Origin of the sequence: Thiomonas sp. SCN 64-16, assembly GCF_001725585.1 — a bacterium.
Lineage (GTDB): Bacteria > Pseudomonadota > Gammaproteobacteria > Burkholderiales > Burkholderiaceae_C > Thiomonas > Thiomonas arsenitoxydans.
In genome coordinates this window covers 47510-72460 of sequence record NZ_MEGQ01000006.1, presented here as the reverse complement: position 1 = coordinate 72460, position 24951 = coordinate 47510, and the positions used below count along the sequence as shown (strand labels likewise).

The window sequence follows — 24951 nt, the reverse complement described above, 5'->3', positions numbered from 1 at the left end:
CTGCGCCTCGCCGCCCGACAGGAAGGGGCTAGGCTGGCCGAGCTGCAGATAACCCAGCCCCACGTCCTGCAGCAATTGCAGCGCGTGATGGATTTTGCGGTGCGCCGCGAAAAACTCGACGGCTTCGTCCACCTCCATCTGCAGCACCTCGCCGGCGTTGCGGCCGCGCAGGCGCACGGCGAGCGTTTCAGGGTTGAAGCGCAGGCCGTTGCAATCGGTGCAGGGCACGGTGACGTCGGGCAAGAAGTTCATTGCCACCTTCACCGCGCCCTGCCCCTCGCAGGTCGGGCAGCGGCCAGGGCCAGCGTTGAAGGAGAAGCGGCTGGCGGTATAGCCGCGGATGCGCGCTTCCTCGGTGTCGGCGAACAACTGGCGAATGCCGTCCCACAGGCCCAGATAGGTCGCTGCGCAAGAACGCGGCGTCTTGCCGATGGGGGACTGATCGACTTCGAGCACGCGCTCCAGGCCTTCCCAACCGATCAGCTCGCCCGCGCCTTCGAGTTCGCCCCCGTCTCCCGCGAGCCGCCGGCGCAGCGCGGGCACCAGAACTTCGCGGGCCAGCGTGGACTTGCCCGAGCCCGACACGCCCGTGACCACGGTGAGGCGGCCTCGCGGAAACTGCGCGCTCAAGCCCTGCAGATTGTGCAGATGCGCGCTGCGCAGATGCAAGGCGGGCTGGTCGGCCTGGGTGATCGGACGAGGCTGCAAGGGCCAGGGCATGGGATCGCGCAGACTGCGCGCGGTGGCCGTGTCGGCATGGGCCATGACTTCTGCCAGTGCGCCGCTGGCCACGACCTGCCCGCCACGACGCCCCGCCCCTGGGCCGATGTCGATGAGATGGTCGGCCCGGCGCATGGTGTCTTCATCGTGTTCCACGACCACCAGGGTGTTGCCCTTGGCTTTGAGCAGGGCCAGCGCGTCGAGCAGGATGCGGTTGTCCCGCGGATGCAGGCCGATGGTCGGCTCGTCGAGCACGTAGCACACGCCGCGCAGATTGCTGCCGAGTTGCGCCGCCAGCCGGATGCGCTGCGCCTCGCCGCCGGAGAGCGTGGGCGCGCCGCGGTCGAGCCCCAGATAGCCCAGGCCCACCTGCTGCATGAAGGCCAGGCGCGAGCGGATTTCACTCAGGGCGTCGCGCACGATCTCGGCTTCCCGCGGTGTGAGGGCCAGTGCGCCGAACCAGGCTGCGGCGGCATCGACATCGCGTGCGGCTAGCTGGGCGATGGACTGATCGCGCAGCCGAACGGCCAGACTGTCGCGGTTCAACCGCGCGCCGTGGCAGCTCGGGCAGGTGGACGGAGCGCCCGGCTCAGCCACGGGCGCGGCCTTGCGGCCCCGGCCCGGTTTGCCTCGCGGCGTCGCTTTCTCGCCATCCGCCTCGACCCAGGCGGCCTCCTCGCCGGTCTGCTCGGCATCGAAACCGGCGATCAGTTCCCCGGTGCCGAAGCAAGTGGGGCACCAGCCGGTGGGCGAGTTGTAGGAAAACTGACGCGGATCGAGTTCGCGGAAGCTGCGCCCGCAGCCTGGACAGGCGCGCTTGGTGGACAGCAGCAGGCTGCGCATCGGCGGCTCGGGCTGCCCGGCTTCCATCGCCTCCTTCAAACCATCGAGCGGCGCCAGTACCAGCACCACGCCTTTGCCCAGCGCCAAGGCACGCCGCAGCAGATCGCACAATGCCTCCTCGTTCTCCGCCCGCACCACCACGTCGCCGACGGGCAGTTCGATGCTGTGCTCCTTGAAGCGGTCGAGCCGCGGCCAGGGATCGGTGGGTACGAATGCGCCGTCCACCCGCAGATGGGTGTAGCCCATGCTGCGCGCCCACACCGCCAGATCGGTGTAGTAACCCTTGCGCTGCACCACCAGCGGCGCCAGCAGGCCGATGTGCTGACCGCGCCAGTCGCGCAGCAATTGCGCGGCGATGGCCTCCGGGCTTTGCGGCTCGATGGGGATGTTGCAGTCCGGACAGTATTGCGTGCCGCACTTGGCATAGATCAGTCGCAGAAAGTGGTAAGCCTCGGTGAGCGTGCCCACGGTGCTCTTGCGCCCGCCGCGGCTGGTGCGTTGCTCGATGGCGACCGTGGGCGGAATGCCGACGATGGCTTCCACATCGGGCCGCGCCGCCGGCTGCACGAACTGCCGGGCATAGGCATTGATCGACTCCAGATAGCGCCGCTGGCCTTCGGTGAACAGCACGTCGAAGGCCAGGGTCGATTTGCCGGAACCGGAAACGCCGGTGATCACCGTCATCTCGCCACGGGGAATGTCCACATCGATCCCGCGCAGATTGTGCTCACGCGCCTGACGGATGGCGATGAATCCGGCCTTGCCGGCGCGTAAGGCGCTGGCGAGGTGGGGGCCGACGGGTTCGTCGGCGGCGGAGTAGGTCGCAGCGGGTTCGGCGGCTTGCAACAGAGACGAGGCGTTCGCTGCCCCCTCCCGGCCTCCCCCACAAGTGGAGGAGGTGAGAACGACGCTTCGCGCGTCCTTCGAATGCCCCTCCCGGCCTGCCCCACGAGTGGAGGAGGAGAACACCCCCTCCCCACTGGGTGGGGAGGGTTGGGGTGGGGAGGGGTTTTTCCTGGCCCGTCGTTGCGCCGCATCCCGCGCCAGTGCCTGGCCGGTGAACGACGTCGCGCAGGCGGCCAGTTCGTCGGGCGGTCCGGCGAACACCAGCCGTCCCCCGGCGTCACCGCCTTCGGGGCCGAGGTCGATGACCCAGTCCGACGAGGCGATGACATCGAGGTTGTGCTCGATCACCAGCACGGTGTGCCCGGCGTCCAGCAGTTTGCGCAGGGCCCGCAGCAGTTTGGCCACGTCGTCGAAATGCAGGCCGGTGGTCGGCTCGTCGAACAGGAACAGCGTGCCCTTGCGCGCCAGTCCGGCGCGGGTCTTGGCGGCCTCGGCCAGAAAACCCGCGAGCTTGAGCCGCTGGGCTTCCCCGCCTGATAGCGTTGGCGTGGGCTGGCCCAGGCGCAGATAGTCCAGCCCCACGTCCACCAGGGCCTGCAGCGTGCGGGTGATGTCGGATTGCCCGCGAAAGCGCTGCAGCGCCTCGGCCACGGTGAGATCGAGCACCTGCGCCATGTTCAGCGGGGCGAACCCGGCCTGCGCCGGCAGTTGCACTTCGAGCACTTCGGCGCGGTAGCGCTTGCCGTCGCAGTCGGGGCAACGCAGGTAGACGTCCGACAGGAACTGCATCTCCACATGCTCGAAGCCCGAACCGCCACAGGTGGGGCAGCGCCCCTCGCCGCTGTTGAAGCTGAAGGTGCCCGCGGTGTAGCTGCGCTCGCGTGCGGTGGGCAAGGCAGCGAACAGGGCGCGAATGCCGTCGAAAGCGCCGACGAAACTCACCGGGTTGGAACGGGCCGTCTTGCCGATGGGCGACTGATCGACCAGCACCACATCACCCACCTGATCGGCGCCGAGCAGGCGGTCGAAGGCACCGGGAACGGGCGCGGTCTTGCCGAGCGAGCGGGCCAGCGCCGGATACAGCACGTCGCCGATGAGGGTGGATTTGCCGCAGCCCGACACGCCAGTGAGCGCCGTCATGAAGCCCAGCGGAATCTCGACTGTCAGCGACTTGAGGTTGTGCTCGCGCGCGCCTTCCAGAATGAGGCGCGGCGCCAGCAGACCGCCCTGCACATCGCGGCGCGGGGTGCGTCGGCGCGGCAAAGCGTCGCTCACCTTCAGTTCACCGCTGAGGTAACGGCCGGTCAGCGTGTCTGCGCGCTGCGCCTGATCGAGTGTGCCCTGGAACACTAGATGCCCGCCGCGCTCGCCCGGGCCGGGGCCGATTTCCAGCATCCAGTCGGCGGTGCGCATGAGCTGGGGATCGTGCTCGACGAGAAGCAGCGAATTGCCCGCCTCCTTGAGCCGATGCAGCACACCGCCCAGCCGGTCGAGATCGCGCGGATGCAGGCCGATGGACGGCTCGTCGAGCACGAACAGGGTTTGCGTCAGCGCCGTACCCAGCGCGGTGGTGAGGTTGATGCGCTGCACCTCTCCGCCCGACAAGGTGCGCGACTGGCGGTCGAGGGTGAGATAGCCCAGGCCGACATCCCGCAGGTAGCGCAGACGCGAACGGATGTTGTCGAGCAGCATGCTGCTGGCCGCCTGCGCCATGTCCGGCAGCGCCAGATCGGCGAACAGGCGCTGCAGGCGCTCGATCGGGAGCGAGTTGACGTCGTGCAGATTCAAGCCCGGAAGTCCACCGAGCACGGCGTCGCTCCACTGCGCCCCGACCGGGCGGAAGCGCCGGTAGCCGCCTTGCAGCGCGGTGTCGGCCTGGAGCTTCGAGCCGATGCGCCACAGCAACGCTTCGGTCTTGAGCCGCGCGCCCTGGCAGGTGGGGCAGGCGGTGTAACTGCGGTACTTGGACAACAGCACGCGCACATGCATCTTGTAAGCGCGGCTTTCCAGCCAGTCGAAGTAGCGCCGCACCCCGTAGAACTGCTTCTGCCAGTTGCCGCGCCAATCAGGGTCGCCCTCGATGACCCAGGTGCGCTCGCGTTCGCTGAGCTCGGCCCAAGGCACATCGAGCCTGATCTCGGCCTGCGCGGCGTAGCGCTCCAGATCGGTCTGGCATTCGGCAAAGCTCTGCGTCTGCCAGGGTTTCACCGCCCCGGCCCGCAGGGTTTTACGCACATCGGGAATCACCAGATCGAGGTCGACGCCGATCACCCGGCCGAAGCCGCGACAGGTTTCGCAAGCGCCGACAGGCGAATTGAAGCTGAACAGGCCGGGACTGGGGTCGCGGTAATGGATGTCGCAATCCGGGCAGTGCAGATCCGAGGAATAACGCCAGATGGCTCCTTTACCCTCGGCGGCCTCGGCATCGCGCGGCAGCTCGTGCACTTCCATGCGTCCCTGGCCCAGCCGCAGCGCCACCTCGACGGCCTCACTGAGCCGCGCGGGCTCGTCGGTCGGCAGACGCAGCCGGTCCTGCACCACGTCGAGCACCCGTCCTTTGGGCGTGTCGCGCTCGCCGAGAATGCGGGTGTAACCCTGCGCGGCGAGCTGCTGGGTGATGTGCTCCACGCTCATGCCCTGCGGCATTGCCACCGCGAACACCACGGCGGCGCGCAGCCCCTGCGGCAGCAGGCGCGCGCGGCGCTGCACGTCTTCAACGATACTCTGCGCCGTATCCCGCCGCACCTCCGCGCCGCAGCCCCGGCAGTACAGCCTGGCCGCGCGGGCGAACAGCAGCTTGAGATGATCGGCAAGCTCGGTCATGGTGCCCACGGTGGAACGCGAGGTGCGCACCGGGTTGGTCTGATCGATGGCGATCGCCGGCGGAATGCCCTCGATGCGATCGACTTGCGGGCGATCCATGCGGTCGAGAAACTGCCGCGCGTAAGGCGAGAAAGTCTCGACGTAGCGCCGCTGCCCTTCGGCGTACACCGTGTCGAACACCAGCGAACTCTTGCCCGACCCCGAAACGCCCGTGACAACAACAATGCGCCCCAGCGGAATGTCCAGGTCGAGATTCTTGAGATTGTTCTGCCTCGCACCGAAGATGCGGATGGCGTTGTTTTCGTCGGAAGCGGATGCCGAAGAGCTGGGGAAATGTGCAGTCATCCGAGCACTATACCGGCAGCGATTGCACTGCGTCTCCAGCAGGACTTTGCGTTGGCGGCCCATCAAAAACTGACTCACAGCCGTCCTTCAGCCGCGCCCGACTGTGTCGTTTCAAGCTGTAACCATTCACCCGCATTCGCGGCGGTTCATCCCCAGCGCTGGGTAGAATTTGTCACCGATTTGCCCGCAGACTTTTCACGTATGCGACCATCCCAGCGCCCTGCCCTGATCTCCGCCCTGTTCGGCAAGCCCGCCAACCCGCGCGCGGCGGCTCATTCGCGGCATCTGGAAATTCTCATTACCCGGCCGGGCCATGCCGCGCACAGTTTCCGTATCGACCTCGATGCCCTGCGTCGTGCGGCTTTCTGGGTGCTGGCGGCCGTCGCCCTGTGGCTCATAGTCACGTTTTTCATGGCCTGGCGCCAAGTCGCCAGCGGCAATCTGCAGCAGCGCGCGGATCAACTGGCCGCGCAAGCCGCCACCGCCCAGAGCGCCAACGCCCGGCTACAGGCCGAAAACGGCGCCATGGCCAGCCATCTTCTCGCGCTCAAACAGCGCGTGGACAGCCTCGCCACCACCATGCGCGGATTTGTGCAGAAGCGGGCCGAGCAGTTTCCGGTGGAAGAGAAAAACGTCAACCAGGGCGGCATCGCCCAACCGCTCAACGCGGCCAATGCCCCAGCGCTGCTGCACGATGAAGTCGATCTGATCGGTGCGCGCCTGAGTCTGTTGCTGCCGCAAGCCCATCACCTCGCTTCGCTGGAGGCGGCGCGGCCCATGGGCGACCCTGTCACTGGCGATGCACCCATCACATCGGATTACGGCCTGCGCCCCAACCCCATGGGCGGCGGCGTGGAGTTTCACAACGGCATCGACTTCGGCGTGAAACCGGGCACGCCCGTCCACGCCACCGCCAACGGCGTGGTCGAGAGTGCGGGGTGGAAGTCGGGCTATGGCAACTGCGTGGTGATCGACCACCCCTTCGGCTACCGCAGCCTGTTCGGCCACCTCAGCACCATCCGGGTCAAGGCGGGCGATACGGTCACGCGTGGTCAGGTCATCGCCCTGTCGGGCAATACCGGCCGCTCCACCGGCCCGCATTTGCACTACACCTTGCTCTACGGGGACAAGACGCTCGACCCCGCCACCTACCTGCTTGCCCAACGATAGGACTGCCTCATGTTCAAGCCGAAAACGCCGAAGACCACCGATGTCTGGTCGAAAGAATCCGCCGCCGCCTCCGCCGCGACGGCCGCCGTCACACCCTCGGCGCTGACGTACATCGGCGCGGGCAGCGAGGTGCATGGCGACCTACGCGCGGCGGGCAATCTGCGCGTTGACGGCACGATCTTCGGCACGGTGCAGGTCGATGGCGATCTCGAAGTCTCCACCACTGGCGCGATCGAAGGCAAACAGGTCAGCGCTCGCAGTGTGCTGGTGCACGGGCGCATCAAGGCCAAAGTGCACGCGACGGAACAACTGCGCATTCACGGCCAGGGCCAGGTCGAAGGCGACGTGACGGCACAATCACTCGACATCGAAGCCGGGGCGCATTTCACCGGCTACAGCCGCACCGGCATGACGCAAGAGCCGGAGGTGCTGCAACTCGATCACGAGGCTCAAGTGCCCGAGCCCAATCAGGCGCAAGGCGATCCCGACATTCGATCCGCCGTTTGACATTCGTCCTGCATGCTGAAAGCTGACATGCTGTAATGCCTGCATGTCCGCCGAATACGCCTCATCCCGCTCCCTCCCCCAAACCGACAAACGCCCCCGCAGCCGCTCGATGCGTAGCTTGAGCGGCTTGCTGCCGTTTCTGCGCCCATATCGGGGACGCATTGCGGTGGCGCTGCTCTTCTTGTTGCTCGCCGCGGGCAGCACCCTGGCCTTCCCGATGGCGCTGCGCTGGCTGATCGACGCCGGCATGCTGCACGCACAAGCCAGCCGGGCGGCTTTAGGCTGGCATTTCGCCGGACTGTTCGGGCTGGCCGTGGCGCTGGGGGTGTTTTCCGCCGCGCGCTTTTATATGGTGAGTTGGCTGGGCGAGCGCATCACCGCCGATGTGCGCAGCGCCGTCTATGCCCACGTGCTGCGGCAGAGCCCGCAGTTTTTCGAGCACACGCAAACCGGCGAAGTGCTGTCTCGTCTCACCACCGACACCACGCTGGTGCAGACCGTTGTCGGCACCAGTTTTTCCATGGGGCTGCGTAACGTGGTGGTGCTGATCGGCGGCATGACCATGCTCATCATCACCAATCCCGGTCTGATGCTGGGCGTGCTGGTGGTGATTGCCGTGGTGGTGGCCCCCGCCGTGTTCATCGGCCGCCGCGTGCGGCGCCTGTCGCGCGCCAGCCAGGACCGCATCGCCGACGCCAGCGCGCTGGCCTCCGAAGTGCTCGCCGCCATGCCGGTGGTGCAGAGCTACGCCCGCGAAGACGACGAAGCAAGGCGATTTTCCAACTCGGCCGAAACCGCATTCCGCACTGCGGTCAGCCGCAACAAGGTGCGCTCGCTGCTCACCGCCTTCATCATCGTCGCCATGTTCGGCGCCCTGCTCTATGGCCTGTATCTGGGCACGGTGTCGGTCATGGAAGGCCGCATGAGCGCCGGTGTTCTGGGGCAGACGGTGCTGTACATCGGCCTGGTGGCCGGTTCGGCCGCCGCGCTGGCCGAAGTGTTTGGCGACTTGCTGCGCGCGGCCGGCGCCACTGAGCGCCTGATGGAACTGCTGGCTGAGCAATCGCCCGTGCGCAATCCGGCGCACCCGGTCGCGCTACCCGCGGTGCAGCGCGGCTCGGCGGTGGTGCTCGACCATGTGCGGTTTTTCTACCCTTCGCGGCCGGACAAACCGGCGCTCGACGACTTTTCGCTGCGCATCGAACCCGGCGAAACCGTGGCCCTGGTCGGCCCCAGCGGCGCCGGCAAGACCACCGTGCTGCAACTGCTGCTGCGCTTTTACGACGCGCAGCAAGGCAGCATTCGCATCGATGGCGTGGACGTGCAGCAGGCCGACTTCAAGGCCTTGCGCCAGCGCATCGGCCTGGTGCCGCAGGACGCGGTGATTTTTTCCGCCAGCGCAGCCGACAATATCCGCTACGGTCGCCCTGAAGCCACCGACGCCGAAGTGCAGGCCGCAGCCCGCGCGGCGCAGGCCGAAGACTTTCTGCGCGAACTGCCGCAGGGTGACGCCACCTATCTGGGCGAGCGCGGCGTGCGCTTGAGCGGCGGGCAGCGCCAGCGCATCAGCATCGCCCGCGCCATTCTGAAAAACGCCCCGCTGCTGCTGCTCGACGAAGCCACCAGCGCGCTCGACGCCGCCAGCGAGCGCGACGTGCAGACCGCGCTCGAACACGCCATGCGCGACCGCACCACCCTGGTTATCGCCCACCGCCTCGCCACCGTGCAGCGCGCAGATCGCATCGTGGTGATGGATCAGGGCCGCATCATCGACATAGGCTCCCACGCCGAACTGATGGCTCGCGGCGGCCTCTACGCTAGCCTGGCGTCGCTGCAGTTCATGCAGTGAGTTCTAGAGCACAGTTGCAGCAAGCAGGTAAAAATGCTGAGAGCAGCGACCTGACGCCAGGCAGTCTGGGCACCGCAAAAGCCGCTCGCTGTGCTGCATCCCAGCCGTGAACGCTCAGGTCGTGGGTAAGATTGATTGCCCCGCGCGAGGCTCTTGCGCCTCTGCCATATTCTTTGCGCCAGCCCACGGCCTGCGTCCAACGAAGTGTGTTTCATGACCGCCATCCCCACCCCTTACGAAGACCTGATGCGTCACGTCTTCACCCACGGCCAGGACAAGACCGACCGCACGGGCACGGGCACGCGCAGCGTGTTCGGTCACCAGATGCGATTCGATCTGTCGGCCGGTTTTCCGCTCATCACCACCAAGCGGGTGCATTTCAAGAGCATCGCCTACGAGCTGCTGTGGTTTCTGCGCGGCGAGTCGAACGTGCGCTGGCTCCAAGAGCATGGCGTGACGATTTGGGACGAATGGGCGCGCGAAGACGGCGAACTCGGGCCGGTCTACGGTGTGCAATGGCGCTCTTGGCCCGCGCCCACGGCAGACGACCCGCACCGTTCCATCGACCAGATCAGCGAAGTGCTGCGGCAACTGCGCACCCAGCCGGATTCGCGCCGCATCATTGTCAGCGCCTGGAACGTCGGCCAGATCGCGGAAATGGCCCTGCCGCCCTGCCATGCGTTTTTCCAGTTCTACGTCGCCCCGCCGCGCCAACCCGGAGAACCGGGACGCCTGAGCTGCCAGCTCTATCAGCGCAGCGCCGATATTTTTCTTGGCGTGCCCTTCAACATCGCCAGCTATGCGCTGCTCACCTTGATGATCGCGCAACAGACCGATCTTCTGCCCGGCGATTTCGTCTGGACCGGGGGCGACTGCCACCTCTACAGCAACCACCTCGCCCAGGTGCAGGAGCAACTCAGCCGCGCGCCCTACCCCTATCCCACACTGGAGTTCGCGCGCAAGCCCGAGAGCCTGTTCGACTACACCTTCGACGACTTCGTGCTGAGCCACTATCAGCACCATCCGGCGATCAAGGCGCCTGTGGCGGTATGAACAGAGCCCCCACGCTCACTGCGTTCGCTGCCCCCCGAGGGGGCGCTCGCGCCCTTCGGGCGGCCGGGCGGGCGCTCGGCACTTCGTCATGACTCAGCTTGTGCTCATCGCCGCCGTGGCGCGCAACGGCATGATCGGCAAAGACGGCGGCATGCCCTGGCATCTCCCGGCCGATCTGCAGCACTTCAAGCGCCTCACCCTGGGCCACCCCATCCTGATGGGGCGCCGTACCTGGGATTCGCTGGGACGACCGCTTCCGGGACGCCGCAATATCGTCATCAGCCGTCAGCCCGGATGGCAGGCGGCGGGGGCGGAACATGCCGAGTCACTTCCGGCGGCACTGCAGCGGGTTAATGACGATGTGAGCAACGATGCACTGGCCTTCGTCATCGGCGGCGCCCAGCTCTATGCCCAAGCGCTGCCCCTGGCTGACCGGCTGGAACTCACCGAGATCGACTACGACTTCGACGGCGACACGCGCTTTCCCGATTGGGACCGCAGCCGCTTCACCGAAACCGCCCGAGAGTCGCACCTCGCGCCTGAAGGCTGGGCCTATCACTTCGTCACCTACACCGCGACGACGGCATCGACAGACTGAGAGAGTGTGAACCGTGGCGGTGTGCGCAATGTTGTTCCAAGGCGTCGCCGTCTGGGCGGGGCTGCCCGCCTTTTTGTTCGCCCTCATGCTGCTGCTGGGGTTCCGCCTCAATACCCGGTTTACCTGGATTCTGCTGCTGCTCGGCCTCGCCGGGCTTGCTTCGCAGGGGCTATCCATCGCCTGCGCCGGCTGGGCAAACGCCAGCGCCTGGCTGCCCGTTTGCTGCGGTTTGGGCTCTGCTGCGCGCAAGCTCTCAGCTGACGGGCTTTGGTGGCTCAATCTGGCCTGGCTGCTGCTGGCGCTGACCGTCATCGCAGCCTGCGCAGCGGCGATCTGGCGGCTGGCTTTGCCAAAACGCAGCAAGCAAAAAGCTCCGTAACGCGGTTTGCATTCTGAAACATGCCGGATTCGCGCCTTCCGGTAGATTGCTCGCAAACAAACATGAGGAGACTCCATGACAGCCGCGTCCATCGCCCCGGTTAACAAGACATCGCATATCGCTATCGCCAGCTTCATCGGCACGGCCATCGAGTTCTACGACTTCTACGTTTACGCCATTGCCGCGGCGCTGGTCATCGGGCCGGTGTTCTTTCCCAGCGCCTCGCCCACGGCGCAAACGCTCAACGCCTTTGCCACTTTCGGCATCGCGTTTCTGGCGAGGCCGGTCGGCTCCTTTTTGTTCGGACATTTCGGCGATCGATTGGGCCGCAAGTCCACCTTGGTCGCCACGCTGTTGACCATGGGGGTGTGCACCACGCTCATCGGCCTGCTGCCCGGATATGACCACATCGGCGAGCTGGCTCCGTGGTTGCTGGTCATTCTGCGCATCGGCCAGGGGCTGGGGCTCGGCGGCGAATGGGGCGGCGCGGCGCTGCTCGCCACAGAAAACGCGCCCAAGCACCGCCGCGGTCTGTTCGGCATGTTTCCCCAGCTTGGGCCCTCCATCGGCTTTCTCGTGGCCAACGGTCTGTTTCTGCTGCTGGGACTGCTGCTCAGCCACGAACAGTTCATGGCCTGGGGCTGGCGCATTCCCTTTCTGGTCAGCGCCGTGCTGGTGCTCATCGGTCTGTATGCGCGACTCAAACTCACTGAAACCCCCTTGTTCCAGGCAGTCGCCAAGCAACCCCGACGCGTTCCGCTGACCGAACTGCTCAGCGGCCACCTCAAGCCGCTGATACTCGGCTCTTTGTCCATCGTGGTCTGCTACGCCTTGTTCTATATCAGCGCGGTGTTCGTGCTGAGCTATGGCATCGGCACCTTGCATCTGCCCAAGCCGACGCTGCAGGCCTGGTTGATGTTGGCCATCGTCTGCATGGCCGTGGCCACCGTGTTGTCGGCCTGGGCCAGCGACGCCCTGGGGCGACGCGCCGTCTTGGTCGCGTCGGCCGGGGCCGCGGTGCTCTGGGGTTTCGCTCTGGCGCCGCTGCTGGGCTCAGCCACCACCACGGGCGTAGGAATATTTCTGTGCGGCGCCCTCTTTCTCATGGGCATGACCTATGCGCCGCTGGGCGCGATGCTGCCCGAGATTTTTCCCACCACGGTGCGCTACACCGGCTCGGGCGCGGCCTACAACCTCGGTGGCATTCTCGGGGCCTCGCTTGCCCCCTATGTCGCTCAGGTGTTGGTGGCGCACGGTGGGCTGAGCTGGGTAGGCGGCTACATTTCCGTGGCGGCTGTCATCAGCCTGCTCGCCGTTCTGGGGCTGGGTGAAACCCGGCACCGCGATCTCGGTCAAACCAAGTCTATTTCCATTTCCTGATGATTTGCGGGCCCTGTGCCCTGGAGGTTTTTTGATGCGCCATACCACCCTGGGTTTGATGATGGTTTTCGCCGGATTGAGCGCCACCGCGTCCGCCAAAGATGCGCCCATGGAGCCTGGGCTCTGGAGCATGGACATTCACGGCACGACTCGCGTCGATCCGAACCTGAGCGTGCCGATGCAGCGCGATGTGAAGATCTGCGTCAAACCGGGGCAGAAACCGGAGAGCGTGGTGGTGCCAATGGACGGCAAGCAGTGCACACGCGAGCAAGCCACCTTGGCCGATGGCGAGACGCAATGGACCTTCCACTGCGATTTGCCGCAAGCCAAGGTCACGCAGACCGGCACCTTCCGCACCGGCCCAGCAACATTCGAGTCGAAATGGAGCATCACCAGCGTCGCCCCATCGGGCGCAACGACTCAATCGGACATGCAGGTGAACGGCAAGCGCCTGGGCAGCGATTGCGGCGACGTGAAGTAAGAACCCACGCCTCAACATCGGCAATAAAAAAACCGCCTCAAGAAATTTTGAGGCGGCTGCGTCTCCTCGGCGGGCCGAGGCCAACCCGGCCTGGCCCACTCTTCTCCAGGTACCTCAGGCCACTTTGCGGTCGAAGAACTGCTCGTCTTCGGTCGATCCCTTGAGCGCGGCGGTGGAAGCCTCGTTCTCGATCGTCGTGGTGACGGCGTCGAAATAGCCGGTGCCGACCTCGCGTTGATGCTTGACCGCGGTGAAGCCCTTGGGCGCTGCGGCGAACTCGGCCTCTTGCAACTCGACGAAGGCGCTCATCTGGTTGCGGGCATAGCCGTAGGCCAAGTTGAACATCGAATAGTTCAGCGCGTGGAAACCGGCCAGGGTGATGAACTGGAATTTGTAGCCCATGGCGCCCAATTCCTTCTGGAACTTGGCGATGGTGGCATCGTCGAGGTTCTTCTTCCAGTTGAAGGACGGCGAGCAGTTGTAGGCCAGCATCTTGCCGGGGAACTTGGCATGAATGGCTTCTGCGAAGGCCTTGGCGTAGGCCAAATCGGGCTTGCCGGTTTCGCACCACACCAGATCGGCATAGGGCGCGTAGGCCAGACCGCGGGAGATGGCCTGCTCCAGGCCGGGCTTGGTGCGGTAGAAGCCTTCGACCGTGCGCTCGCCGGTGCAGAAGGGCTTGTCGGTATCGTCAACGTCAGAGGTGATCAGGTCGGCCGCTTCGGCGTCGGTGCGCGCCACCAGCACCGTCGGCACGCCCATGACGTCGGCCGCCAGGCGCGCTGCCACGAGCTTGGCAACAGCCTCGCGAGTCGGCACCAGCACCTTGCCGCCCATGTGGCCGCATTTCTTCACCGAGGCCAACTGGTCTTCGAAGTGCACGCCGGCGGCGCCAGCCTCGATCATGGACTTCATCAGCTCGAAGGCGTTGAGCACGCCGCCGAAACCGGCTTCGGCATCGGCCACGATGGGGGCGAAATAGTCGATGAAGCCTTCGTCACCGGGCTGCTTGCCTTCCATCCACTGAATCTGATCGGCTCGGGTGAGGGTGTTGTTGATGCGCTTGACCACGCTGGGCACCGAGTTGGCCGGATACAGCGACTGGTCGGGATACATCTCGCCAGCCAGGTTGGCATCACCCGCCACTTGCCAGCCCGACAGGTAGATGGCCTGCAGGCCGGCCTTGACCTGCTGCATGGCCTGGTTGCCAGTCAAGGCGCCCAGGGCGTTGACGAACGGCATGTCGTGCATCTGCTTCCACAGACGATCTGCACCGCGACGGGCCAGCGTATGCTCAACCATCACCGAACCACGCAGGCGCACCACTTCCTCTGCGCCATAACCGCGCTTGATGCCCTTCCAGCGCGAGTTCTGCGCCCAGTCCTGTTCCAACGCTGCCACTTGCTGTTTGCGATCTGCCATCTTGCTTCTCCGGGTGAATGAAAAATTCGATGCTTGAGCGTAGTTGACTTTTGCGGCGCAGCATAGTCTTATGTCTTATATAAGAGATAATTTTATGTCTTTATAGATCAATGATTTAAATTCTATTTTTTGCAATACGGAACATTTTTTTGCTGAGTGAAACCCATCTGGCCTGCGTTGCAGCAGGCTGTTTTCACATCACGATCTCCAAATTTCGCATTGTGAGAAATGCACCCGTCCCGAAAGCCTTCGCTACCCTTCGCTACCCTCGACACTCCCCTCTCAAGGAAACGCAGGGCCGCCCCAAGTTTCCTTGCCCCCCACGGGGGGCGGGCTGGGCGCAGTCCAGCCCTGGGGGCGCTCAGGGGGCTAGAAACTTTTGGGGCGGCCCGGCGAGTTCTCTTTCAATTCCTCGTTCCATGACTTCCCTACCCTCTGCGGAAAAACCGGCCGATCCGAGTCGCCCGACCGCTACCCCCCATCAGTCGCCGCGTCACAAGGCCGAATTGTTCTGGGTGTTCAACCACCTCACCCTGCTGGGGGTTGGCGGGGTATTACCGTTTGCTCAGCGCATTCTGGTGGAAGACAAACGCTGGTTGAGCAATGGAGAGTTCGTCGAGATGCTCAGCCTGAGCCAGGTACTTCCCGGGCCCAACCTGATCAATCTTGCCCTGATGGTCGGGCAGCATTTCTTCGGCTGGCGCGGGGCGGCCGTGGCCCTGGCGGGCATGCTCGTCGCGCCGCTGGTGCTGATCTTCCTCGTTGCCATCGCCTACGCCCAATACGCCAGCACGCCCGCAGTGACCCATGCCTTGCAGGGAATGTCGGCCGTGGTGGCCGGACTGGTGATTGCCATGGCCATCAAGCTCTTTCCCGCCATTCGCCATGACCTGCCCAACTGGGGCTGGGCGGGGCTGGCGTTTGCCGGGGTGGGCCTGCTGCGTATCAACCTGCTCTGGGTCTTGGTCGTGCTCGGGCCGATTGCCGTCGCACTGGCCTGGTGGCGCATTCGGAGGGCCTGATGCACACCCTCTCTGTCACCCTGGCTTTGTTCGGCCATTTTCTGCTGTGGTCTGTGCTTTCAGTGGGCGGCGCCATCGGCCTGCTGCCCGACATGCAACGCTATCTGGTGGTGGAGCAACATTGGCTCAGCGATTCGGCGTTTACCTCGGCCCTGGCGCTGGGGCAGGCTTCTCCCGGCCCCAACATGATTCTGTTCTCCGCCCTGCTCGGCTGGCAGATTCTCGGGCTGCCCGGCGCCCTGCTGGCAGCCATCGGGCTGATTCTGCCGTCATCGCTCATGACCGTGGCCTATTTCCGCTACAGCCGGATTCACAAGGATCGCCACTGGGTACGTGCCATGCACGATGGCATGGCGCCCATCACCGTCGGCCTGCTGCTTTCCTCCGGCTGGCTGCTGGCGCGGCAGGAAGCCACCAATTGGCAGCGCATCGCGCTCATGCTGCTTACCGTCGTGCTGGTCGTCCGCACACGGCTCAACCCCTTATGGCTACTGCTCGCCGGGGCATTGTTGGGTCTGCTCGGCTTCATTTGAGGGAGAAATTACGCACATGCTCAAACGCATCAGCCCCCTGCAATCCGAGCCGGTGTATCGCGTCGACGCGCTGCGCCAGATCGAATCCGAGGCCGCGCGCACATTACCCCCGCACAGCCTCATGCAGCGCGCGGGTAGTGCCGTGGCCCGGTTGGCGCAGGCTTGCTTTCCGCACGCAAGACGCGTCGTCGTGCTCGCGGGCGCGGGAAACAACGGCGGCGACGGCCTGGTGGCGGCCACACAGTTGCACCAGGCCGGACGCGACGTGCTCGTCCTCGCCTGCGGCGCCGAGACGCTGAACGAATGGCGCTCTCGCCTGCCCGCCGACGCCGCGTGGGCCTGGGCGCAGGCGCTGGCGGCTCAGGTTCAGTGCGCCCTGGACGATCAAAGCACCTTGCCCGAGGCCGATCTCTACATCGACGCGCTGCTGGGCCTCGGCCTGCGGGGCCCCATGCGAGCGCAGATGGCCGAGATTATTCAAAGGCTCAACGCGCAGCGCGGCGCCCCCGTGCTCAGCGTCGATCTGCCCTCGGGGCTGGATGCCGACACCGGCGCCGCAACCGACGTCTGCGTGCGCGCCAACGTGACTCTCAGCCTGCTCGGGCTCAAGCCCGGTTTATGCACCGGCCCCGCATCAAGCTTGTGCGGCACGCTGTGGCATGACGATCTCGGCGTCAGTGCGGCAACGCATCATCCGCAGGTAGCGATTGATGCTACCTGGCTCGGCGCCGATATGATTCGCCCTCTGCTGCCCGACTTGGCACAGTCCGCCCACAAGGGCCAGCGGGGCGACGTCGCGGTGATCGGAGGTGCCGCCGGCATGACAGGCGCTGCCCTGCTCGCCGCCCGCGCGGCAGCCCAGCTCGGCGCCGGCAGAGTGTTCGTCGGCCTGCTCGATGACCAAGCCCCCGCCGTAGATCTGCTGGCGCCAGAGCTGATGCTGCGCTCCCCCGCCTCGCTGATCGACGCCCAAGGCGGCCGAACCTGCCTGCTCGTCGGCCCCGGCGCCGGTTGCGACGACACCGCCCGCAGCTACTTGGCGCAGGCCCTGGCCCAACCCGTCCCCCTGGTGCTCGACGCCGACGCGCTCAATCTCCTGGCCGCGACTGATTCGCTGCAAACCCTGCTACGGCAACGCAACCCCATCACAACCCTATTGACGCCCCACCCCCTTGAGGCCGCCCGACTGCTGGGCGCCTCGGTACAGGCGATTGAGTCGGACCGTCTCACCGCTGCGCGCACCCTGGCTCAGCGCTTCGCCTGCTGGATTGTGCTCAAGGGTCGCGGCACCGTCATCGTCTCGCCGCAACAAACAGCGTGGATCAATGCCACCGGCAATGGCCTATTGGCCACGGCAGGCAGCGGCGATGTGCTGGCCGGCAGCGCGGCCGCCCTGCTCGCAGCAACAGGGAAGGCTTCATCAGTGCTCGCCGCCGTCTGGCTGCACGGCCAAGCGGCTATCCACTACGTCCGCAAACACGGCCCCGGCGGACTTACCGCCGCCACGCTGCCGTCGTGGATGGCGGCAAGCTGGGCCGATTTACCCTATCGTCGTCCCCGCCCTGGCATTGACGAAAATGCAGACTTTTGCTAACTTGCTTTCATGTCTATGTCTCGCATTCCTTTCGTCTCAAAGTTATCGATCAACGCTGAAGTTGCGCGTGATGTCAGTCTTCGGTCTTTCGGGGGCGGCGAGGGCGCTTGCGAGGCTTTGCTAATGGGCGGTCTACTACTGGCTTTGCCATTTAATGCCGCGCGCGACTGATTGACGTTTTCATCTCGTTTTCCAAATCCCAAGCGCCCGCGGCTTAAGCCACCGGGCGCTTTTCTTTTATATGCGCTTGCCATGAAGATTTTCTGCACCGATCTGAGACGACTACCCACCGGCGGTCGGGCCCTGCACCCGCGACAGCCAGACCGCCCCATCGTCGCACCCTCTTTGCCCTGCGCAACCCCATTCGCTTTCTGGAGATGACCTCATGTTGAAGCAACCGAACACCAAATACCGCGCCTTCCCTCAGATCGATCTGAAAAACCGTACCTGGCCCGATCGGGTCATCACCCAGCCGCCGATCTGGATGAGCACCGATCTGCGCGACGGCAATCAGGCGCTGTTCGAACCCATGGATGCACAGCGCAAGATGCGCATGTTCAAAATGCTGTGCGCCGTCGGCGTCAAGCAGATCGAAGTGGCCTTTCCGTCTGCCTCGCAAACCGATTTCGATTTTGTGCGCGAACTCATCGAGGGCGGCCATATACCCGACGACGTCACCATCGAAGTGCTGACCCAAGCGCGCGAAGATCTCATCCGCCGCACCTTCGACTCACTGCGGGGCGCCAAGCGGGCGATCGTGCATGTTTACAACGCTACGGCCCCAAATTTCCGACGCATCGTGTTCAACGTCGACGAAGCCGGTTGCACGCAGATCGCGGTGAATGCGGCCAAACTCATCAAGCAGATCGCTGCCGAGCACCCGGAAACCCAATGGACCTTCCAGTACAGCCCCGAGGTGTTCAGCGGCACCGAGCTTCCCTTTGCCGTCTCGGTGTGTAACGCCGTGACCGAAGTCTGGCAGCCCACGCCGGAAAACAAGATCATTTTCAACTTGCCGGCCACGGTCGAGATGAGCACCCCCAACATCTATGCCGACCAGATCGAATGGATGCACCGCCATCTCGACAAGCGTGACAGCATCATCCTGTCGCTGCATCCGCACAATGATCGGGGCTGCGCCGTCGCCGCTGCAGAGCTCGGCGTGATGGCTGGCGCCGACCGCGTGGAAGGCTGCCTGTTCGGCAATGGCGAACGCACCGGTAATGTCGATCTGGTCACCCTTGCGCTCAACCTCTATTCGCAAGGCGTGAACCCGGGGCTGGATTTTTCGAACATCAACGCCGTGGCGCGCACCGTGGAGGAATGCACACAGTTGCCCGTGCATCCCCGCCACCCCTATGCAGGTGATCTGGTGTTTACCGCTTTCTCCGGCTCACATCAGGACGCCATCAAAAAAGGTCTGGCCGCACAACGTCAAGATGCCCTGTGGGAAGTGCCGTATCTCCCGGTCGATCCGGCCGATCTCGGCCGCGCCTACGATTCGGTCATCCGCGTCAACAGCCAGTCCGGCAAGGGCGGCATCGCCTACCTGCTCGAAGCCACCTACGGTCTGGTCATGCCCCGCCGTTTGCAGGTCGAGTTCAGCGGTGTGGTGCAAAAACACACCGACGCCACTGGCGCTGAAGTCACCGCACAACAACTCTGGCAGATGTTCAATGAAGAGTATGTGCAGATTGGGCAGCCGTTGCACCTGCACAGCTACCACCTCAGCGACCACGGCGAGCGCCAAGGCGTTCGCCTGGAAATCGAAGTGGATGGCAAACACCTGAGTCTCACAGGCGAAGGCAACGGCCCCATCGACGCGGCCATCCACGCCCTGCGCCTGCCACTGGCCGTGCATAGCTATGAGGAGCGCGCACTCGGCCTTGGCGCGGATGCCAAAGCCTCGGCCGTCGTCGAAATGGCCATCGCAGGAACGGCCACCAGCACCTACGGAGTGGGCATGGACGCCAACATCGTCACCGCCTCCGTGCGCGCGTTGATCTCCGGCGCCAACCGCCTGCTGCAGCGCATGCCAGAAGCCGAGGCGCGGCAGCATCTGGAATCCCTGCAAGCCCCATTGCGTGCCGTAGCTTGAACCCTTAGTCGGGAATGCGAACCAAAAGAAAAAGCCCGCTTTAGCGGGCTTTTTTATTGCTTTTCCGTCAACGATCAGATCTGACGATCTGGTCATTTACTTAGTAATTTTGGTCGGGGCGAGAGGATTCGAACCTCCGACCCCCTGCACCCCATGCAGGTGCGCTACCAGGCTGCGCTACGCCCCGACGACCAAAGCAGGTAATCATACACCATTCCTCAGGGTTCGATCAAACTTCTGCGGATCGAGAGGAGTTCGGCGCGCAATTCGTTGATGTGCTGAATGGCAGGTAGCGGCACCGGAGGAGCCTGCTCTCCGGCATCCGGCGTGCCCGCTGCTTCTCGCATTGCGTGCTCGTCGCCAGGAATTCCGCCCAAACGCGCTCGGGCGCCGCTGATGGTGAAACCTTGCTCATACAGCAGTTCCCGAATACGGCGAATCAACAGAACCTCATGGTGCTGGTAATAGCGCCGGTTGCCCCTTCTTTTCATCGGACGCAATTGCGCGAATTCTTGCTCCCAATACCGCAGTACGTGCGATTTCACGCCGCACAACTCGCTGACTTCTCCAATGGTGAAGTAGCGCTTGGCAGGTATGGGCGGCAATGCAGGGACGGCACTCATGGTGGAGACGTGACAAATCCTAGAAACGTGAGCGGTTATGTCAAAACGGAATTCGCCCAAAGGGGCTGGTTAGTGGATTTTGCCGCATCTCAGGCGCATAACGGCAATGTCCAGCCGGATTCACCGTGGGTTCGCGGCATTCTTCACATACCTTACCAACAAATTTCGGCGTTCTTCGACGATTTGCAGACCCGGCGAAGGTCACAGCACCTCTTCGGCCAGATCAGCAAGGGCGGGGCCTTGGAGTTGATGCTTGAACTTGTGGCTGGCGTGGAAAATCACCACCCGGCGCGCGGCGATGGGAATGATTTCGCCGGTGCGGGGATTGCGGCCTGGCCGCTGCGCCTTTTCGCGTAACTGGAAATGGCCGAACCCGGAAAGTTTGATATCTTCGCCGCGGCCCAAGGCATCTCGAACGCGGTCGAAAAAGGCATCGACCATGTCTTTCGATTCACGTTTGTTGAGGCCGATACGCTCATAGAGCTGTTCGGCGAGTTCTGCCTTGGTCAGCGTCGGTGTCTGCACCGATTCGATCTGAATGCGTGCCATCTGTGTCCTCCTGTGTGCTGCTTTTGTTGTTGTTTCGACCGACTTCAACCCCTGAGTTGTGCCCCGGTTGCAGTCGCCAACTCGGCAACCAACGCCTGACAGGCGGCATCCACCCGCTCGTCAGTCAAGGTTTGCTGGTCTTGCAACTGCAGACGGAAGGCCATGCTTTTCGAGGTCGTGTCTCCGGGCGGGGTGAACAGGTCGAAGAGTCGCACCTCCCGGATGATGCCGCAAACCGGAATGTTCTGGATGGCGGTTTGTACTGCCTGCTGCATCTGCGCATAGCTGACGCCCGAGGGAACCTGAAACGCCAGGTCGCGCTGCACAGCGGGTACGCGGTTGATGGGGGCAAACACGGGCAGTTTCTGGGCCTGCAACAGCCCGGCATCCAGCTCGAAGATCACGGGTGCAAACTGCAGGTGATAGCGCTGCACCCATTGCGGATGCAATTCTCCCACCACACCCAGGCGCTCACCGCCCAGCCGAACTTCCGCGCTGCGCCCCGGATGCAAGGCGGGATGTTGAACCGGCATCCATTGCAACTCGCCCGTGCCCTCGCCTGAGCCCTCACACAAGGCCTCGACATCTGCCTTCACATCGTAGAAATCGACCCGCCGTTCCGGCTCGGCCCACTGCACGGGAACCACCGAGCCGTAGGCCAGACCCGCCAGGCGCATCGGCTGGCGAATACCCGCAACCTGCATCGGCCCGTTCTCGGCCTGCGCATCGCGCGCAAACACGCGACCGAGTTCAAACAGCCGCACCCGTTTGGCACGGTGGTTGAGGTTGTCTGCCAGCACCTTGACCAGTGAGCCGATGAGCGTGGAGCGCATCACCGACATCTGTGACGCGATGGGATTGAGCAGGCGAATGGGGTCAGCCTGACCTGCGAAATCCTGCTCCGATTGCGCATCCACAAAAGAGAAATTGAGGGTCTCTTGATAGCCCAAGGCCGCTGTTTTCAGACGTAGGCTGTGCAAACTGCGCTGGCCCTCGGGCACCGGCAGCGGATGCAGGCGCGCCACCGGCGCCTGGGTTGGAATGTGCTGATAGCCGTGAATGCGTGCGACTTCTTCGATCAGATCTTCTTCAATCTCCAGATCGAAACGTTCAGCGCCTGGCGTCACGATCCAGGCGGGTTCAGTGCTGTTGCGGTCGAGTTCAGCCTGAAGCCCGAGCCGCGAAAAAATCTCGCCCATACGGTCTGAACCGATAGGAATACCGATGACTTTCTCGCACCGCGCCACCCGCATCCGCACCGGCTTGCGTTGCGGCAGTTGGGTGATCTGATCGTCGGCCGGGCCCGCTTGTCCGCCGCAGATGTCCAGAATCAGCGCGGTGATGGCATCGAGGTGCTCGACAGTGGTCGCGTAGTCGACCCCGCGCTCGAAGCGGGCGGCCGCATCGGTAGAAAAGTTCAGACGGCGGGCGCGGCCACGAATGGCGTCCGGCCACCAGAATGCGGCCTCGAGGTAGATGTCCGTAGTGTCCAAGGTGACGGCGGTGGACTCGCCCCCCATGATGCCGGCAAGAGATTCCACGCCGTTTTCGGCGGCAATCACTCCCATGTCAGCGCTCAGGGAGATGGTCTGCCCGTTGAGCAATTCAAGCTGCTCGCCCTCGCGCGCCCAGCGCACGGTCAATCCGCCGCGAATCTTGGCCAGATCGAACACATGGCTCGGACGGCCCAACTCCAGCATCACATAGTTGGAAATGTCGACCAGAGCCGAAATGCTTCGCTGTCCGCTGCGTTCCAGCCGTGTCTTCATCCATTGCGGTGTTTCGGCCCGAGCATTCACCCCGCGGATGATGCGGCCGGAAAACCGCCCGCAGAGATCGGGCGCTTCAATGCTCACCGGCAATCGGTCCGCCAGAGTGGGCGCCACGGGCCTGAACGTCGGTTTGTGGAACACCGCACCCGTGACCGCAGACACCTCACGGGCGACACCGATGATGCTCAGGCAATGCCCCAGATTCGGCGTGAGCTTGATGGTGAACACCGCTTCGTCGAGCGAGAGCCATTCACGCAGATCCGCCCCGGCCTGCGGCGCTCCTTGAAGCGCCAGCAAGCCGGCATGATCGGCCGACAGGCCCAGTTCACGTGCGGAGCACAGCATGCCCTGCGATTCCACACCGCGCATCTTGGCCGGCCCGATCCGGAACGCGCCCTGCCCCTCTTGCTGCGGCGGCAACTCGGCCCCCACCAGCGCACAGGGCGCGGCCATGCCGACGGCCACATTGGGCGCACCGCAGACAATTTGCAGCCATTGAGCCGCGCCGACATCCACCTGGCAAACACGAAGTTTGTCGGCATTGGGATGAGGCTGCACATCACGCACCAGCCCCACTACAACGCCCGAAAAAGCGGGTGCCGCGGCTTGCACTTCCTCCACTTCCAGACCCGCCATGGTCAGGGTATCGGCCAGCGCTTCGGTCGAGAGGTCGGGATTGCAAAACTGGCGCAACCAGGATTCGGGAAACTGCATGATCAGCTCTTTGAAAAGTTCAGCTCAGCGGTCAGGCCGCAAAATAAAAGCGAGGGGTGGAGACTGGGTTAGGCGAACTGCTGGAGAAAGCGCAGATCGTTTTCGTAGAACAGCCGCAGATCCGAGATGCCGTAGCGCAGCATGGTGATGCGATCCAGACCGCTGCCAAAGGCGAAGCCGATGAACCGCTCGGGGTCGAGCCCGAAGTTGCGCACCACCGTGGGATGCACCTGCCCGGAACCTGCAAGCTCCAGCCAGCGGCCTTTGAGCGGCCCGCTCTCGAACATCATGTCGATCTCGGCGGACGGCTCCGTGAAAGGAAAGTACGAGGGGCGAAAGCGCACCAGAATATCGTCGCGCTCGAAGAAGGCCTTGAGAAAACTGGTGAAGGTGCCCTTGAGATCGGCCATCGACACATTCTGGTCGATCCATAGTCCTTCAAACTGATGAAACATGGGGGAATGCGTCGCGTCGCTGTCCACACGATAAGTGCGTCCCGGCGCTATCACCTTGATCGGCGGCATTTCGGCGGCCCCTGCATACCGCTGCACGTGGGCTCGGGCATGGCGAACCTGCATCGGAGAGGTATGCGTTCGCAGCAGCAACGGTTGGCCGTGCACATCCTTGGCGTCGACGTAGAAGGTGTCTTGCATCGAGCGCGCGGGGTGATTCTGCGGCGAATTCAGCGCGGTGAAATTGGTCCAGTCATCTTCGATCTCCGGGCCGTCGGCCACGTCGAAACCCATGGAGCGGAAAATCTGCTCCATCCGCATCCAGCTACGCGTCAGCGGGTGCAAGCCGCCTGGATTTCCAGCGCGCCCCGGCAAGGTCACGTCAATCGCCTGCGCCTGCAGTTGAGCTTGGAGCGCCGCCTGCTCGATCGCCTCGCGCCGCTGTTGCAAAGCCTGTTCAATCGCCTGTTTTGCCAGATTGATCTCAGCGCCCCGGGCCCGCTTTTCCTCAGTCGGGAGAGCCGCCAGGGCTTTCATCTCGATGGTGATCAAGCCGGTCTTTCCCAGATAGCGCGCCTTGGCGTTTTCCAGAGAGGCGGAATCCGTCGCTTGCGAAAACTCGGCACTGGCTTGATCGATCAGGGTTTGCAAAGGATTCATAGACTAAGTACACCGAAAAAGTGTGAACAGACATCCCAAGAGCGGCAACCAACCCTTGCGCCCAAGCGCAGCACCGCCAACAAAGAACAAAGGCCTGTGGAAACAGGCCTTTGCACAGCAAGACACGCAACAGAGCAACAAAGCTCCAGGCCCTGCGATCAGGCCATTGCTGCCTTGACCTGAGCGACGATTTTGGCGAACGCTGCTGCGTCGTGCACCGCCATGTCGGCGAGCACCTTGCGGTCAATTTCGATCTGCGCCTTTTTCATGCCATTCATGAACACGCTGTAGGTCATGCCGGACTGGCGCACCGCGGCGTTGATCCGGGTGATCCACAGCGAGCGGAATTCACGCTTCTTGGCACGGCGGTCACGGTAGGCATATTGCCCAGCCTTCATCACCGCTTCTTTGGCGATGCGATAGACGTTTTTGCGGCGGCCGCGGAAACCCTTGGCGAGGTCGAGAACTTTTTTGTGACGTGCACGTGCAGTCACACCACGTTTGACGCGAGGCATTTA

At 64.0% G+C, this 24951-nt stretch carries 19 protein-coding genes and 1 tRNA gene; 12 read left to right on the top strand and 8 right to left on the bottom strand.

Annotation, left to right across the window (positions count from 1 at the left end):
• Positions 1-5577: excinuclease ABC subunit UvrA (uvrA, locus tag ABT24_RS03020; protein WP_286737329.1), on the bottom strand; the 5577-nt coding region annotated here is incomplete at its 3' end.
• A gap of 201 nt (positions 5578-5778) precedes the next feature.
• Between uvrA and ABT24_RS03015 the strand changes: the two genes are divergently transcribed.
• The 8 genes from ABT24_RS03015 (at position 5779) to ABT24_RS02980 (ending at position 12994) form a co-directional block, all read left to right on the top strand.
• Positions 5779-6747, top strand: coding sequence for a M23 family metallopeptidase (locus ABT24_RS03015; RefSeq protein WP_276728554.1), 969 nt, complete (start codon positions 5779-5781; stop codon positions 6745-6747).
• Between the two features lie 9 nt (positions 6748-6756).
• Positions 6757-7254 (top strand): bactofilin family protein, encoded by a 498-nt coding sequence (locus ABT24_RS03010; RefSeq protein ID WP_276728557.1) that lies wholly within the window; start codon positions 6757-6759, stop codon positions 7252-7254.
• 109 nt (positions 7255-7363) lie between these two features.
• A complete protein-coding gene (locus ABT24_RS03005; RefSeq protein WP_276728561.1) occupies positions 7364-9103 on the top strand; it encodes an ABC transporter transmembrane domain-containing protein in 1740 nt (579 codons plus the stop codon).
• Between the two features lie 213 nt (positions 9104-9316).
• Positions 9317-10156, top strand: coding sequence for a thymidylate synthase (locus tag ABT24_RS03000; protein WP_276728564.1), 840 nt, complete (start codon positions 9317-9319; stop codon positions 10154-10156).
• Positions 10157-10244: 88 nt separating this feature from the next.
• On the top strand, positions 10245-10754 hold the full coding sequence (locus ABT24_RS02995; RefSeq protein WP_276728567.1) for a dihydrofolate reductase: 510 nt from the start codon (positions 10245-10247) through the stop codon (positions 10752-10754).
• A gap of 28 nt (positions 10755-10782) precedes the next feature.
• Entirely contained in the window at positions 10783-11133 is a 351-nt protein-coding gene (locus ABT24_RS02990; protein ID WP_286737326.1) for a hypothetical protein, read from the top strand.
• A 75-nt stretch (positions 11134-11208) separates the two neighbouring features.
• The gene (locus tag ABT24_RS02985) at positions 11209-12513 is read left to right on the top strand and encodes an MFS transporter (protein WP_276728573.1); all 1305 of its coding nucleotides are present in this window, start codon (positions 11209-11211) and stop codon (positions 12511-12513) included.
• Between the two features lie 34 nt (positions 12514-12547).
• Positions 12548-12994 carry a DUF3617 domain-containing protein gene (locus ABT24_RS02980; RefSeq protein ID WP_013105744.1) on the top strand — a complete coding sequence of 149 codons (447 nt, stop codon included), beginning with the start codon at positions 12548-12550 and terminating at the stop codon, positions 12992-12994.
• Between the two features lie 114 nt (positions 12995-13108).
• Here ABT24_RS02980 and aceA read toward each other — a convergent pair whose 3' ends face one another.
• On the bottom strand, positions 13109-14416 hold the full coding sequence (gene aceA, locus ABT24_RS02975) for an isocitrate lyase (RefSeq protein ID WP_013105743.1): 1308 nt from the start codon (positions 14414-14416) through the stop codon (positions 13109-13111).
• A 419-nt stretch (positions 14417-14835) separates the two neighbouring features.
• Between aceA and ABT24_RS02970 the strand changes: the two genes are divergently transcribed.
• The 4 genes from ABT24_RS02970 (at position 14836) to leuA (ending at position 19663) form a co-directional block, all read left to right on the top strand.
• Positions 14836-15438 carry a chromate transporter gene (locus ABT24_RS02970; protein WP_276728576.1) on the top strand — a complete coding sequence of 201 codons (603 nt, stop codon included), beginning with the start codon at positions 14836-14838 and terminating at the stop codon, positions 15436-15438.
• Positions 15438-15971 carry a chromate transporter gene (locus tag ABT24_RS02965; protein ID WP_276728579.1) on the top strand — a complete coding sequence of 178 codons (534 nt, stop codon included), beginning with the start codon at positions 15438-15440 and terminating at the stop codon, positions 15969-15971. The genes ABT24_RS02970 and ABT24_RS02965 overlap by 1 nt, the downstream gene beginning before the upstream one ends.
• 16 nt (positions 15972-15987) lie before the next feature.
• Positions 15988-17565, top strand: a complete 1578-nt coding sequence (locus ABT24_RS02960; RefSeq protein ID WP_276728582.1) for an NAD(P)H-hydrate dehydratase — start codon at positions 15988-15990, stop codon at positions 17563-17565.
• 385 nt (positions 17566-17950) lie between these two features.
• Positions 17951-19663, top strand: a complete 1713-nt coding sequence (leuA, locus tag ABT24_RS02955; protein WP_276728585.1) for a 2-isopropylmalate synthase — start codon at positions 17951-17953, stop codon at positions 19661-19663.
• A 110-nt stretch (positions 19664-19773) separates the two neighbouring features.
• Here leuA and ABT24_RS02950 read toward each other — a convergent pair.
• The 6 genes from ABT24_RS02950 to rplT form a co-directional block, all read right to left on the bottom strand.
• Positions 19774-19850: transfer RNA gene (locus tag ABT24_RS02950), tRNA-Pro, on the bottom strand.
• 31 nt (positions 19851-19881) lie between these two features.
• The gene (locus ABT24_RS02945) at positions 19882-20286 is read right to left on the bottom strand and encodes a MerR family transcriptional regulator (RefSeq protein ID WP_156052671.1); all 405 of its coding nucleotides are present in this window, start codon (positions 20284-20286) and stop codon (positions 19882-19884) included.
• 201 nt (positions 20287-20487) lie between these two features.
• Positions 20488-20835 (bottom strand): integration host factor subunit alpha, encoded by a 348-nt coding sequence (locus ABT24_RS02940; RefSeq protein WP_276728694.1) that lies wholly within the window; start codon positions 20833-20835, stop codon positions 20488-20490.
• Positions 20836-20879: 44 nt separating this feature from the next.
• The gene (pheT, locus tag ABT24_RS02935; protein ID WP_276728588.1) at positions 20880-23321 is read right to left on the bottom strand and encodes a phenylalanine--tRNA ligase subunit beta; all 2442 of its coding nucleotides are present in this window, start codon (positions 23319-23321) and stop codon (positions 20880-20882) included.
• Positions 23322-23389: 68 nt separating this feature from the next.
• Positions 23390-24433: a phenylalanine--tRNA ligase subunit alpha gene (gene pheS, locus ABT24_RS02930; protein WP_286737323.1), complete on the bottom strand. Its 1044-nt coding sequence runs from the start codon at positions 24431-24433 to the stop codon at positions 23390-23392.
• 158 nt (positions 24434-24591) lie between these two features.
• Positions 24592-24948 (bottom strand): 50S ribosomal protein L20, encoded by a 357-nt coding sequence (gene rplT, locus ABT24_RS02925; protein WP_013105707.1) that lies wholly within the window; start codon positions 24946-24948, stop codon positions 24592-24594.
• Positions 24949-24951 lie beyond the last annotated feature (3 nt).